Below are 12,048 nucleotides of genomic sequence, written 5' to 3'. Positions count from 1 at the left end.
ATCGTTGACTCTGATGATTAGCAGACGCGACGCGGCAATTGCCCTTGATGTACCGATGGAAATGGCCCAGCGCCATGGCATCCCGAAACGACTAACTGAGGCGGAGCTGGGCGAAATCCTGGACAACCCGCCGGTATGGCTCATCCAGTCGCGGGCCAACCGGACCGGCAAGCGTCCGGTCTGGGTGCACCTGGAATGCGCCGTCTGCGGCTACGAGGAAGCGGCCCGACCCAAGAAATGGTGGCCGGAATTCACGCATGTGGTGTGCGAGCACCATGCCCCGGATGAGGTGCCGCCGCTGCGGCCGGGCCTCATCAGGAGCGAGTTCGACGGCGTCGGGACCCGTTTTGTGGGCATCGCCGACGTTGCAGTTCCGGACTGATTCGGGGCATTACATTCGGGGCTGAACAGGCGTATTTTACGAAGTGGGACGCAGCCCGTCCCCCGTTGTAAGGAGCACGCCATGCCGGACAAGTCACCACACCATCAGCTGCACAAAAAGCCGGTCAAAACCATCAAGGAAAAACGCGCCGAGAAGAAGGCCAAGAGCCCGATTGAAGGCCCGCAGGACCCAGTAGCGCACCTGAAGAAGCGCCGGTAGCGGGTTACCCGTTCCCAGCCATCTCTTCGGGCACTGCCACAATGTCCACTTCCTGGCCGTCCCTCACCACTCGAATCGGCAGCGGCTGGCCGATCGCATCGGCGAACAGCAGCTTCTGCAGGCTCTCGGCGTTGCTGACGGGGCGGCTTCCGGCTGTCAGAATCACGTCGCCCGCCCGCAGGCCCCCGCGATCTGCGGGCGAACCGGCCAGCACCTCCACCACGCGCAGCCCGTCCCGTTGTCCCGTCCTGATCACCGCGCTGGCATTTAGCCGGAAGGGTGTGCTGACAACGCCGAGATAAGCCCGCCTGACGCGGCCGTCCTTCAGCAGCGCTGAGATGATGCGCCGAGTGGTGGCGTTGATGGGCACGGCCAGGCCCAGCCCGGCGCCGGCCACTGCGGTGTTGATTCCCACGATTCGGCCGTGGGTATCAGCCAGGGCCCCGCCGGAACTGCCTGCATTGAGTGCCGCGTCGGTCTGGATGACGTCCTCGATCACGCGACGGTTGCCGCTGGACCACACCGGAATGGCGCGGCCCAGGCCGCTGACTACACCTGCCGTGACTGATCCGGCCAGGCCCAGCGGATTTCCCACCGCAATGACCAGCTGGCCCACCCGGAGCGTCTCGGCATCGCCGAACTGCGCCGGGGCCACCTTCGGTGCCCTGCCGTGGACCACCGCGAGGTCGGACAAGGGATCCGCCCCCACCAGTTCGAGATCGGTCCTGCTGCCGTCCGCAAAGGCGGCATGGCCTTGGTGCGTGCCGGCTACGACGTGTGAATTGGTGAGGAGGTAGCCGTCTTCCGTGAAGAGCACCGCCGAGCCGGCACCCATCCGGAACCGGCCGTTGCGGCGGTTGCCGGTCATTTCAAGGGCCGCAACATGTGGGGTGACTGTCTCAGCCACGCGCATGACGGTCTCCGAATACGAGTCCAGCGGACCGTCGTCGGCCGCTGCAGAGTTGGATTCCCGCGCCGGATCCATGGCGCACCTCCTGGCTGGCGTTGCTGCCTCCGGTTTCCAGACCTTGTGCTGCGCCGGAGCTTATTGGCGACAACCACGCGGTGGCGCCCGGTAGTCCCGGAACGGCTACGCCGTGGGTGAACAGGGCTCTTACCACGGCGCTTAAATGCCAGAAGACCCGGACGCGGGGTCCGGGTCTTCTGGCAATGTCTTGCGACATTCAAAATGTGGAGATGGGGGGAATTGAACCCCCGTCCGATGTCGTGTTAACAGGTCTTCTCCGGGCGCAGTTTGCGTCGGATTTTCTCGGCCCCAGCCCTCCTGCAAACAGGTGGCTGATCCGGGCCCAGTCATCTAAGAGTCCCGTTTGCCCCGATGACGGAGGCAAGCAGCAGTGGCTATCTAAATGACGCCAGGATCCGGGGCAATAGCAACCTCGGGCTGACGGACTGTCTTACTGCTTAGGCAGCGAGAGCGAAGTCAGTGCGGTTTGATTTGGCACTTATTGGTTTGCAGACAGCGTTTACGAGATAATTCTGCATCCTCGGCCCGCTTCACCTGTCGCGACTAACATCGTCGAAACCGATCATCCCCGTATTTTGTTTTCAAACCGGCCGGGCTGTGCACGCACAAATCCCTGCCGGACTACTTATCCTAACGCATCTCCGGCGGAAATCATTCCTACCGGCGGTTGCGTTCCCGGACCTCGCGAAGGGCTTCGCGGTTGTCCTGCTGCTCACGCAGTGTCTGTCGCTTGTCGTACTCCCGCTTACCGCGGGCGATCGCGATTTCCACCTTGGCCCGGCCATCGAGGAAGTACAGCTGCAGCGGAACCACCGTGAAGCCGGACTCGCGGATCTTTACGGAGATCTTATTGAGCTCCTCACGGTGCAGCAACAGCTTCCGACGGCGGCGTGCGGAGTGGTTGGTCCAGCTCCCCTGGTTGTACTCGGGGATATGGATGCCCTCCATCCACAGCTCGTCGTTGTAGAACGTGCAGAAGCCGTCCACCATGGAGGCGTGGCCTTCGCGCAGGGACTTTACCTCGGTCCCCATCAAGGCGATGCCGGCCTCGTAGGTATCCAGCACATGGTAGTCATGCCGGGCCTTGCGGTTGGTGGCCACTACTTTACGGCCACTTTCTTTGGGCACGGTGGAACTCCTCAGTTCTTGGATCCTGGTTGGCTCCGGCCGTTCCGGCGCGGAGTTATACAAGTGTACGGCAGGCGCGGCCGGGCGTTACAGCAGCCGCATCGGGTCTACTGCGGCCCCGTTGAGCCAGGTTTCAAAGTGTGCGTGGCAGCCCGTTGAGTTGCCGGTGCTGCCCGAGTAGGCGATGAGCTGCCCGGCCGAAACCTGCTGGCCGTTGGAGACCACGATGCTGCTGTTGTGGTAAACGATGGTGGTCAGCGAGTTGCCCTGCACCACTCCGTGGGACAGCTTCACGCGCCAGCCACCGCCGTCGGCGGAGTTCCAGCCTGAGGAGAACACCTCGCCGGCCGCCGCCGCGTAGACGGGGGTGCCGCAGGCGGCGCCAAAGTCGATGCCCGTGTGGAGGTACCCGCCGGTGCCATAGAAGTCGATAGTTCCCGGCGGCGTGGCACGCCAGCCGAAGCCTGACGTGATGGGGATGTTGCCGTCGAACGGATGCCGCAGGCCAAAGGCCGACGGCGATCCCGTCACCGGGGCGTACGGCTGCTCGGCCTGGCCCTGCGCCCGGGCGGCGGCAGCGGCAGCCTCAGCGAGGCGGCGCTGCTCTGCTTCCCACTGCTCGCGGAGCCTGCGGTCACGTTCAGCGATTTCGTTGGCAACGGAGTTCTGGCTTGCTGCAACCGCCGCCATCTGGGACTGGATGCCCGGCTTCGCCGCCTGGAGTTCGGCGTCAAGTCTTGATGTGTCGGCGATAAGCTGGTCAACCTGGGCCTTCTTGGCAGCGGCCTCGTCGCGCGCAGCCTTTTCCCGCTCCAACGCGGCGTCTGCCTTGGCTTTGAGGTCCCTGATCTCGGCCTCAACGGCTTCGAGCCGGGCCTGGGAGTTCACGTTGGTGGCACTTTGCTGGGACAGCTTGTCCATGGCGGCGTTCTGGCTGCGCATGGCCTGGTCCGCGAGGTCCATGGTATCGGTCAGGCTGCCGCCGTTGTTGGCCCCGAAAAACAGGGTCAGATTCGACGGGACGCCGCCGGATTTGTAGGCCTGTGTGGCGATCTGGCCGATCAGCTTCTTGGTGTCGGCGATTTTCTGCTTGTCAGCCTCAAGCTGCTGCGTGATTTTGGCCTTGTTCTGCTGCGCAAGGTCAACGCGCGCCGTCAGCGCCTCGACTTCCTTGACCGCACTGGCCACGCGCCCCTGGGCCTCCAGGAGGGCCTGCTGGGCGCCGGGCAGCTGGCCCTGGTAGATCACCAGGTCGCCGGCGGCCTTCGCGATGCGTGAATCCACGAATTCCAAGGACTGCTGGACCCGGGCCGCCTCAGCTTCCAGGGCGGCACGCTTGTCATCGAGCTCATCGGCGTGCGCCACTGGGGCTGATGCGCCCATGCTGGCGGCGAGGAGCAGTGCCAGGACGCCGCTGATCAGGCCGGCGCGGCGGCCCTTAGGTCGCGTGCGTTCCGCACGGTGCCGGGGCGTAGTTCGGTGCAATTCGCTCATGAGGATTCCTTGTTCGGTTTGCACAGCCTAAACCTTCAAATATCTGCGTAAGGTCAAGAGAGACGAAATTCCTGCCAAAGATCCGCCCAGGATCAGCAAGGCCGGCGCAAGAATCAGCGTCTGCCCCGGTGAGATAAACGCCGTGTCCGGATACTGCTTGGACAGGTACTCGCCCAGGAAGAAGTGCGCCACCGCCCACAAGGTGCCGGATGCCAGGGCTGCGCCGATCACAGCCGCTATCACGCCTTCCAGGATGAACGGGAGCTGGATGACCATCTTGGACGCGCCCACCAGGCGCATGATCCCGGTCTCGCGGCGGCGGCTGAAGGCCGAGAGCCGGATGGTGGTGGCGATCAGGAGGATGGCGCAGACAATCATCACACCGGCGATACTGACGGCCACGAGAGAGGCGGCGTTCATGGCGGAGAAAAGCCGCTCGAGCAGCTGGCGCTGGTCAATGACCGTCTCGACGCCCGGCTGCGAGGAGAACGTCTCGCTGATGATCTGGTACTTTTCCGGATCCTTCATGTTAATCCGGAAGGAAGAAGGGAGCTGGTCCGGCGTGACGGAATCGACGATCGGAGAATTGGAGAACTGGTCCTTGAAGTGCTTGTAGGCCTCTTCCTTGGACTCGTACTGGAAATCGTTGACGTACTGGGCCACGGCAGGTGATGCGAGCAGGGTCCGCAGGTTGTCCTGCTGCTCCGGGGTGACCGGGCCTGTGGCACAACCGGCCGCCGTCGAACCGTCACTGCAGAGGAAGATGGCAACCTGGACTTTGTCGTACCAGTAGCCCTTCATCTGGTTGATCTGGAGCTGCAGCATGCCTGCAGCACCCACAAATGTCAGTGAGACAAAGGTGACCAGGATGACCGAAACCACCATGGAAACGTTGCGACGCAGTCCGCTGCCGATTTCACTGAGGACAAAGGCGAGCCTCATCGCTGCTCCTCTCCTGCGCCGGGATTGCGTTCCCCGGGTGCGGGGGGCTGAGCTTCGTCCCGGCCGCTGGCGTCCCTGAGCCTGCGGGACTGGCCCACGACGGGGATCATGGAGGTATACAAAGCCCTGGCCTCGTCGCGGATCACGATGCCGTTCTTGAGCTCTACAACGCGTTTGCGCATCTCGTTGACGATGTCGTCGTCGTGCGTGGCCATGACCACGGTGGTGCCGTTCTGGTTGATCTTGTCCAGCACGCCCATGATGCCCATCGAGGTGGTGGGGTCCAGGTTGCCGGTGGGTTCGTCGGCAAGAAGGATGCCGGGGCGGTTGACTACGGCGCGGGCAATGGCGACACGCTGCTGCTCGCCGCCGGAAAGCTCATGGGGAAGGCGATTTTCCTTGCCTTCCAGGCCCACGGTCTTGAGGACTTCGGGGACGGTGTCGCGGATGACGCTGCGGCTCGTGCCGATGACCTGCATCGCGAAGGCAACGTTGGCGAACACGCTCTTCTGCGGAAGGAGCCGGAAGTCCTGGAAGACCACGCCGATTCCACGGCGGAGCCTGGGCACGCGCCAGCTGGAGATCTTGGCGACGTTTTGCCCGGCCACGTACACGGCGCCAGACGAGGCCCGGTCTTCCTTCAGCACCAGCCGCAGGAAGGTGGACTTTCCGGATCCGGAAGCGCCGACGAGGAACGCGAATTCACCACGGTCAATCTCAAGGCTGACATCGTCCAGCGCAGGCCGGGCCGTCTGGTCGTAGACCTTGGTGACATTTTCGAATCGGATCATGGCCCTAATTACCCTGCAGGGCACGGCTGATACAGCCCAGATCTGCAGCCGGCGCACGGGCATTCGTTTGGGGGAAGTAGAGCTCCGGTTCCTCGACTATACGCAGTCTTTTGGCCGGTTTTAGGGGGCCTCGGGGGTGTGTCGCGCGATCAGGCTGACCGGGTAGGCACGGCTGGTGCTACTTCGCAGCGTTGCGGTTGTCGGTGCGCCAGCGGATCCCGGCGTCTATGAAGTCGTCAATTTCGCCGTCGAACACAGCGGAGGTGTTCCCCACCTCGTGGTCGGTGCGGAGGTCTTTGACCATCTGGTACGGGTTCAGGACGTAGGAGCGCATCTGGTCGCCCCAGGATGCCTTGACATCGCCGGCGAACGCTTTCTTCTCGGCGTCCTCCTGTTCCTTCTTCAGGAGAAGGAGCCGCGACTGCAGAACGCGCAGGGCTGCTGCCCGGTTCTGGAGCTGCGACTTTTCGTTCTGCATGGACACCACGGTGCCGGTGGGGATGTGGGTCAGGCGTACGGCAGAGTCTGTGGTGTTAACGGATTGCCCACCCGGGCCGGAGGACCGGAAGACGTCCACGCGGATCTCGTTGTCCGGGATGTCGATCGAGTCCGTGGATTCGATGAGCGGAATGACTTCCACTGCCGCGAAGGACGTCTGGCGGCGGCCCTGGTTGTCGAACGGGCTGATCCGCACCAGGCGGTGGGTTCCGGCTTCGACGCTGAGCGTGCCGAACGCATACGGTGCTTTGACTTCGAACGTTGCAGACTTCAGTCCCGCCTCTTCGGCGTAGGACGTGTCCATCACGGTGGTGGGGTATCCGTGGCGTTCGGCCCAGCGCAGGTACATACGCATCAGCATTTCGGCGAAGTCTGCGGCGTCAACGCCGCCTGCTCCTGCCCTGATGGACACGACGGCTTCACGTTCGTCGTATTCCCCGGAAAGCAGGGTCACTACTTCGAGGTCCTTCAGGGATTTACGGATGGACTCCAGTTCGGCGGCGGCTTCGCCCATGGAATCGGCGTCGTCTTCGTCCTGGCCAAGCTCCACCAGCACTTCGAGATCATCGATCCGCGACACAAGCCGATTCAGCCGCTCCAGCTCAGACTGGCGGTGCGACAGGCGTGACGTGATCTTCTGGGCCGCGGCGGGATCATCCCACAGGTCTGGCTCGCCGGCGCGTTCGCTCAGTTCGGCGATGTCTTCCTTCAGAGCCTCAACATCGCTGACTTGCTCGATGGAGGTGTAGGTGGCGCGAAGTGCGCGGATTTCTGCGGAAAAATCAATATTGGCCATGGTTGTTTAAGCCTACGCTATCCGGCCGGAGTGCCTGACTTCCCTGCTTCCGCTCATCGGGTGAGCCGGGAACGGGCCGTTGAGGCAGCCTCGATTCTGATGCCATCAGGCACCAGGAAGTTCACCACCGGCGGGTGGACAGCAGCGCTGAGAACCACGACGGCGGTGGACCCGTCAGGGCTGCCGGTCGCCGCTGAAACGGCTAAGCCGTCGAACCGGGCCGACGACGGGCTCCTGGCGATAAAGTCGGCCGCCACGCTGCGGACGCGGCCGGAACCCAACACAGCTGAGGGGCTCCCGCCCTCTCCCCCAACCTCGCCCAAGGTGTAGCTGTCGGCGGCGGCCAACGAGGCGCCATCGGCGAGGGACAGCAGCCGCTTGTGTTCGAGGTAGACGCTCGAGATGCCGATAACCACTGAGACCACCAGCAGGGCCAGCAGGACGTAGCCAATAATCATGACGATCATCTGGCCGTCCTCACCTGAATCGTTGGGCTTGGCTTTGGGGATCGCTTTGTGCCTCATCTTTGGGGTCACCGGAACCTGCCCACCAGTTGGGTGGACGAAGCTTCAACTTCGCTTGCCTTGAGCCTGAAGTCCTCGTTGAACGGCACGAACGGTAGCGGCACGGTGAGGTTGACCGTGACGGTGACGGCCGTGCCCGCAGCCTGGCAGTCGGCAGGGTCGCAGCGCGTGGATACGCGTGCCTGCCCGGCATCGTGACCGAAGTCCGCTAGTGCGATGAGGGCTGCCTGTTCGGCGGCGGCCTGGGCAGACCCTGCATCCGGCTGGGCGACGAACACCTTCGCCGCCTGATCGGCCGCGCCGACCACGGCGAAGGACCCACCCTGGATCTGGCCCACGGTGATGATGAAGTACACCAGCGGGACCATCAGGAGCAGTGCCAGGAACGTGAATTCGACCACCGCGCTCCCTTCTTCACTCGATCCCTCGCCAAGTGCCTCCCGGTATCTCTTGCGTAGGCGGGAACGCAAGCCATTAGGGTTGGATGGCCGCATGGCCTTTCACCTCCAGCAGGTCCCGGGGGCCGATCAGTCCGATGACGGGCATGGGAGCCTTGATGGTCACTTCCAGGGTCCGCAGACCCTGGAACGTCACTTCGGTAGTGCTGATGTCCTGCGCGAAGTCAGCATTCAGTGCGGTCCCAATCAGCATCGCCGCCCGTTCCTGTGCATCTGATGCTCCCCGGTCTGCGAGCGTTCCGTAGCGCGCCCCGGAGGCGGCGGCGTCGATCAGTGTGTTGCGGACGTGCAGGACCAGGGTCAGCTGGATGATCGCCAGGAAAAACATGGTGAGCAGCCCGCCCACCAGGACGAAGTCCACTACGGCGGAGCCACGTTCCTCGAGGCGCCAGCCCGGCCCAGCGCCGATCCGGGACCGGCACAGCTCCCGGCTTGACGTGCACTGGCTGGCGCCCTGCATGTCCTACTTTCCGACCTTGTCCATGGCCTGGTTGAACATAGTTTCGAGGGCCGGGCCGGCGAGAGCCAGCAAGCCCGCCACCAGGACTGCGGACATCAAAGTGATCATCACCCACCCTGGTACGTCGCCGCGCTCGGGGTGGTCGTCGACAGGCGCGTCGGTGCCGGTCCGGCCGTATTTGCGACCCGACGCGGTACCGGTCGCCCATGACCACAGGCCGGCCAGCAACGCAAGGAGCAAGGCGCTGCTCGAGATTCCCATGTTTTTCATTTTGGTCCCAATCATTGTGGAAGTGATGTGGCGGTTTAGGGATGTGTCGGCTGGGGTGATGGTCATGGCTACAGTCCGAGGCTGATGGCCGCGATGCCTGGGAACACCGCGAAAACGACGGTTAAGGGAAGGACACCGAAGACCAGAGGAACCATCATGGCAATTTCCTTCTTGCCCGCCGATTCCATGAGGTCCCGCTTTGCGGTGTCCCGGACGTCCTGGGCCTGAGCCCTCAGCACACCTGCCAAAGGTGTGCCCCGCTCGACCGCGACGATGATGCCATCAACAAATCTGACGAGCGGCCCAAGATCTGTCCGGGAGGAAAACTCCTGGAGCGCTTCCACCAGCGGTTTCCCGGCTCTGGTCTCAGCAAGAATCTCTGAAAACTCCTTGGCCAGTTCTCCACTCGCACTGCGACAGACGCGGTCCAGTGCACCTGTGGCACTTTCACCGGCACCGACAGCCAGGGCCATAAGCTCGGCGAGACTGGGAAACTCCGCCATCATCCGGGATTCCCGCTTGCTGATCTGGACGCCCAACCAGAAGTCACGGAACAGAAAACCGCCGAGCGCGCTTCCGAGGACGGCCACAACCGCGAGGAAGGGACTGAACCGGCCGGCTACCGCGCCCAGCACCACCGCCGCCAAGGCGGCAGCGAAGCCGGCGGCGGCCCAGAGGAGCTGCTCGGCCCGGAAATCAACGGGTGATTTGTTGATGCCTGCTTGGGCCAGCCTTCGGGTCAGTGCCTTGGATCCGAGGTTCAGCTTCCCCAGGGCGGCGTGTCCGTCGTGAAGTAGGGGACGCACGATCCTTTCCAACGGTCCGAATGGCGTGGCGTTCTGCCCGCTGGCCCGCAGCAGCCGCGATTCGAGGTTTTGCGATTTCAGCTGCGGCTCGATGCGCTCGACGAACGTGAGCGGCCGCATAAAGGGCAGCCGGACGAAGAGCAGCCACAGGCCCGTCCCGAGGACGATGCCGCAAACAATCGCAGCCGCCGGGATCCCGTTCATCGCAGCACCCGTTCGTCCTGCGGAAGGGCGCCGATGCGCAGCATGATGGAGTAGCAGACCAGCGAAACGACGAGGCCGCCCAGGAGGACACCGGCTCCCATGGGGGTGTTGTAAGCGTTGACGGCCTCAGGCCTGGTGGCAAGGAGGAGCATCACGATCCAGGGAGCGGCAACCGCGAGCCTGGCGGCGTTGACAGTCCAGGACTGCCGGGCCTCGAGCTCGCTGCGGGTCCGCGCGTTTTCCCGGAGAAACTCCGCGAGGGTGCCCAGCAGTTTCCCCAGGTCCGAACCGCCCACTTCACGGGTCAGCCTGAGTGCCTCGACGATCCGGTCCGCCACCGGGTCCGCCAGCCGGTCCTTGAGCTTGTTAAGAGATGCATCGAATTGCCCGCCGGCGCGGTGGTCGGCTCCGAAGTCCCGGAAGACATGCCGAAGCTCCACGGGGCCCTTCTCCCCCAGCTGGATCAGGGCCTCCGGCAGTGAAAGCCCGGCGCGGATGGCTGAGCGCAGGTGGTCCACCACGTCCGGCCAGAGCTGGCGTAGGACGGCGGTCCTCCTGTTCGCCCGCCACCGCACAATGCTGACGGGCAGCCAGGCGCCGAACAGTCCGAAGCAGACGGAAATCGGCCATGACCGGCTGACCACAAAGAAAATGAGAGCCACAAAAATGCCTAATCCCAGACACGAGGCGACAAGGCCTGTCCCGGTGACCTTTTCGATTCCGGCGGAGGCCAGCAGGTCCTCGAGGCGGCTGGCCCGGGGGCGGCGCTTCAGCGCTGTCGGCTTTTCCCAGAACGACCACCAGATCAGAAATAGCCCGGCGCCCGCAATCACCCCAAACAGGGGCGCCATCAGCGCGGCTCCAGCAGCGCCGCGACGTCGTACCCTGCCCTGGAAAACTTCTCCGCCGCAGGCATGGAGTTGGCCCGCGGCTGCAGCTGGCCATCCTCCATGGCGAAAACCATCGAGGACTCAATGATGCCGTTTTCCACCCTCCGGCCGAGGGAAAGGATCTCGGTTACCTGGCGGCGGCCGTTGGCGTGCCGGCTGCAGTGGACCACGAGGTCGATGCACGATGCCACGGTGGGAACGACGAAGGCAGACGAGATGTTTTCGCCGGCGAGTAACGGCAGCGTGCAGATCTTGGTGACGGCGTCGTGGGCTGAGTTTGCATGGACGGTGCACATCCCCGGAAGACCACTATTTAAAGCGATCAGCATGTCCAGGCTTTCCGCTTCCCGGACCTCTCCCACCACCAAGCGGTCCGGGCGCATCCGGAGGGCTTCCTTGACGAGTCTCCGGAGCGGAATCTCACCCTCGCCCTCGAGGTTGGGCTGCCGGCACTGGAGGCCCACCACATCCCGGAGCGGGAACTGGAGTTCGAAGATCTCCTCGACCGTAATGACGCGTTCACGGCTGCCGATGCTCGCAGCCAGGCAGTTGAGCATGGTGGTCTTGCCCGCCTGTGTTGAGCCCGATACCAGGATGTTCAGTCCGCTGGAGACTGCTGCACCGAGGAACCGGGCCGACTGCGGCGTCAGTGTGCCCAGCTCGACCAGGTGCTCAAGCCTGCTGGCCTTGACCACGAACTTGCGGATATTCACGGCCCAGTGCCGGCGGGTGACATCCGGGATAACCACATGCAGCCTGGAACCGTCGGGGAGGGCGGCGTCAACAAAGGGTGATGACATGTCCAGGCGCCGGCCCGAACTCTTGAGCATGCGTTCCACGAGATCGCGAACCTGCTGGTCCGTGAGGCTGAGGGAGGTCAGTTCCGACTCGCCGTTCCTGGCGACGTAGATTTCGTTGGGCGCGTTGATCCAGACTTCCTCGATGGTCGGATCGTCCAGCAGCGGCTGAAGCACTCCGAAGCCGGCCACCGCGTCAAAGACGAATCTGCGCGCGGCCTCCAGCGGACCTATCGGAGGGAGCGGCCCCATGAGAGCGCGTTCGTCGTAATCGCTGACAGCTGCCTCGACCAGACGGCGGACCTCGCCCGCCTGCCGCAACGGATCCAGACCCCGACGGCGGATCAGCTCGCGGACTTCGTCTTCAACGATTCGCACGGCGTCCATGTTGTTCCCCAATA

Annotated in this window: 15 protein-coding genes and 1 other RNA gene; 2 read left to right on the top strand and 14 right to left on the bottom strand. The window is 63.8% G+C overall.

Translation table 11 applies throughout. The features are described from left to right. Nucleotides 1-13: 13 nt before the first annotated feature. Both ACQCSW_RS08075 and ACQCSW_RS08070 read left to right on the top strand, forming a co-directional pair. Complete coding sequence (locus ACQCSW_RS08075) at nt 14-382, top strand: hypothetical protein (protein ID WP_426990278.1); 369 nt, start codon at nt 14-16, stop codon at nt 380-382. Between the two features lie 81 nt (nt 383-463). Further along, nucleotides 464-601 (top strand): hypothetical protein, encoded by a 138-nt coding sequence (locus ACQCSW_RS08070; RefSeq protein ID WP_181577319.1) that lies wholly within the window; start codon nt 464-466, stop codon nt 599-601. 4 nt (nt 602-605) lie between these two features. Here the strand turns inward: ACQCSW_RS08070 and ACQCSW_RS08065 are convergent, their stop codons facing one another. From ACQCSW_RS08065 to ACQCSW_RS08000, 14 genes are all read right to left on the bottom strand, one after another. Next, complete coding sequence (locus ACQCSW_RS08065) at nt 606-1,586, bottom strand: S1C family serine protease (RefSeq protein WP_426990277.1); 981 nt, start codon at nt 1,584-1,586, stop codon at nt 606-608. Between the two features lie 204 nt (nt 1,587-1,790). Then, nucleotides 1,791-2,159: a transfer-messenger RNA gene (gene ssrA, locus ACQCSW_RS08060) on the bottom strand. An 87-nt stretch (nt 2,160-2,246) separates the two neighbouring features. After that, nucleotides 2,247-2,717, bottom strand: coding sequence for an SsrA-binding protein SmpB (gene smpB / locus ACQCSW_RS08055; protein ID WP_426990276.1), 471 nt, complete (start codon nt 2,715-2,717; stop codon nt 2,247-2,249). Between the two features lie 87 nt (nt 2,718-2,804). Next, nucleotides 2,805-4,211 carry a peptidoglycan DD-metalloendopeptidase family protein gene (locus ACQCSW_RS08050; protein WP_426990275.1) on the bottom strand — a complete coding sequence of 469 codons (1,407 nt, stop codon included), beginning with the start codon at nt 4,209-4,211 and terminating at the stop codon, nt 2,805-2,807. Between the two features lie 27 nt (nt 4,212-4,238). Next, entirely contained in the window at nt 4,239-5,153 is a 915-nt protein-coding gene (gene ftsX / locus ACQCSW_RS08045) for a permease-like cell division protein FtsX (protein ID WP_426990274.1), read from the bottom strand. Continuing rightward, nucleotides 5,150-5,944, bottom strand: a complete 795-nt coding sequence (ftsE, locus tag ACQCSW_RS08040; RefSeq protein ID WP_160672170.1) for a cell division ATP-binding protein FtsE — start codon at nt 5,942-5,944, stop codon at nt 5,150-5,152. The genes ftsX and ftsE overlap by 4 nt, the downstream gene beginning before the upstream one ends. A gap of 178 nt (nt 5,945-6,122) precedes the next feature. Further along, nucleotides 6,123-7,238, bottom strand: coding sequence for a peptide chain release factor 2 (prfB, locus tag ACQCSW_RS08035; RefSeq protein ID WP_426990273.1), 1,116 nt, complete (start codon nt 7,236-7,238; stop codon nt 6,123-6,125). Between the two features lie 53 nt (nt 7,239-7,291). Beyond that, nucleotides 7,292-7,762, bottom strand: coding sequence for a pilus assembly protein TadG-related protein (locus ACQCSW_RS08030; protein WP_426990272.1), 471 nt, complete (start codon nt 7,760-7,762; stop codon nt 7,292-7,294). Nucleotides 7,763-7,770: 8 nt separating this feature from the next. Next, a complete protein-coding gene (locus ACQCSW_RS08025; RefSeq protein WP_426990271.1) occupies nt 7,771-8,163 on the bottom strand; it encodes a hypothetical protein in 393 nt (130 codons plus the stop codon). A gap of 73 nt (nt 8,164-8,236) precedes the next feature. Continuing rightward, nucleotides 8,237-8,680 carry a TadE family protein gene (locus ACQCSW_RS08020; RefSeq protein WP_426990270.1) on the bottom strand — a complete coding sequence of 148 codons (444 nt, stop codon included), beginning with the start codon at nt 8,678-8,680 and terminating at the stop codon, nt 8,237-8,239. 3 nt (nt 8,681-8,683) lie between these two features. Next, nucleotides 8,684-8,950 (bottom strand): hypothetical protein, encoded by a 267-nt coding sequence (locus ACQCSW_RS08015; protein WP_426990269.1) that lies wholly within the window; start codon nt 8,948-8,950, stop codon nt 8,684-8,686. Between the two features lie 68 nt (nt 8,951-9,018). After that, nucleotides 9,019-9,960, bottom strand: coding sequence for a type II secretion system F family protein (locus tag ACQCSW_RS08010; RefSeq protein WP_426990268.1), 942 nt, complete (start codon nt 9,958-9,960; stop codon nt 9,019-9,021). Further along, a complete protein-coding gene (locus ACQCSW_RS08005; RefSeq protein ID WP_426990267.1) occupies nt 9,957-10,811 on the bottom strand; it encodes a type II secretion system F family protein in 855 nt (284 codons plus the stop codon). The genes ACQCSW_RS08010 and ACQCSW_RS08005 overlap by 4 nt, the downstream gene beginning before the upstream one ends. Further along, nucleotides 10,811-12,034, bottom strand: a complete 1,224-nt coding sequence (locus ACQCSW_RS08000) for a CpaF family protein (RefSeq protein WP_056343673.1) — start codon at nt 12,032-12,034, stop codon at nt 10,811-10,813. The genes ACQCSW_RS08005 and ACQCSW_RS08000 overlap by 1 nt, the downstream gene beginning before the upstream one ends. Nucleotides 12,035-12,048 lie beyond the last annotated feature (14 nt).

It is taken from the genome of Pseudarthrobacter sp. Y6 (assembly GCF_050156205.1).
In the GTDB taxonomy this organism is placed as follows: Bacteria; Actinomycetota; Actinomycetes; order Actinomycetales; family Micrococcaceae; genus Arthrobacter.
This window is presented reverse-complemented; position numbering and strand designations above follow the sequence as displayed.

Excerpts from the sequence above, each read along its gene's own strand:
- ACQCSW_RS08020 (WP_426990270.1), bottom strand. The coding sequence starts at position 8,680 with ATGCAGGGCGCCAGCCAGTGCACGTCAAGCCGGGAGCTGTGCCGGTCC.
- ACQCSW_RS08030 (WP_426990272.1), bottom strand. The coding sequence starts at position 7,762 with ATGAGGCACAAAGCGATCCCCAAAGCCAAGCCCAACGATTCAGGTGAG.
- ACQCSW_RS08000 (WP_056343673.1), bottom strand. The coding sequence starts at position 12,034 with ATGGACGCCGTGCGAATCGTTGAAGACGAAGTCCGCGAGCTGATCCGC.
- ACQCSW_RS08005 (WP_426990267.1), bottom strand. The coding sequence starts at position 10,811 with ATGGCGCCCCTGTTTGGGGTGATTGCGGGCGCCGGGCTATTTCTGATC.
- ftsE (WP_160672170.1), bottom strand. The coding sequence starts at position 5,944 with ATGATCCGATTCGAAAATGTCACCAAGGTCTACGACCAGACGGCCCGG.
- ACQCSW_RS08070 (WP_181577319.1), top strand. The coding sequence starts at position 464 with ATGCCGGACAAGTCACCACACCATCAGCTGCACAAAAAGCCGGTCAAA.
- ftsX (WP_426990274.1), bottom strand. The coding sequence starts at position 5,153 with ATGAGGCTCGCCTTTGTCCTCAGTGAAATCGGCAGCGGACTGCGTCGC.
- ACQCSW_RS08050 (WP_426990275.1), bottom strand. The coding sequence starts at position 4,211 with ATGAGCGAATTGCACCGAACTACGCCCCGGCACCGTGCGGAACGCACG.
- ACQCSW_RS08010 (WP_426990268.1), bottom strand. The coding sequence starts at position 9,960 with ATGAACGGGATCCCGGCGGCTGCGATTGTTTGCGGCATCGTCCTCGGG.
- ACQCSW_RS08065 (WP_426990277.1), bottom strand. The coding sequence starts at position 1,586 with ATGGATCCGGCGCGGGAATCCAACTCTGCAGCGGCCGACGACGGTCCG.
- ACQCSW_RS08015 (WP_426990269.1), bottom strand. The coding sequence starts at position 8,950 with ATGAAAAACATGGGAATCTCGAGCAGCGCCTTGCTCCTTGCGTTGCTG.
- prfB (WP_426990273.1), bottom strand. The coding sequence starts at position 7,238 with ATGGCCAATATTGATTTTTCCGCAGAAATCCGCGCACTTCGCGCCACC.
- ACQCSW_RS08075 (WP_426990278.1), top strand. The coding sequence starts at position 14 with ATGATTAGCAGACGCGACGCGGCAATTGCCCTTGATGTACCGATGGAA.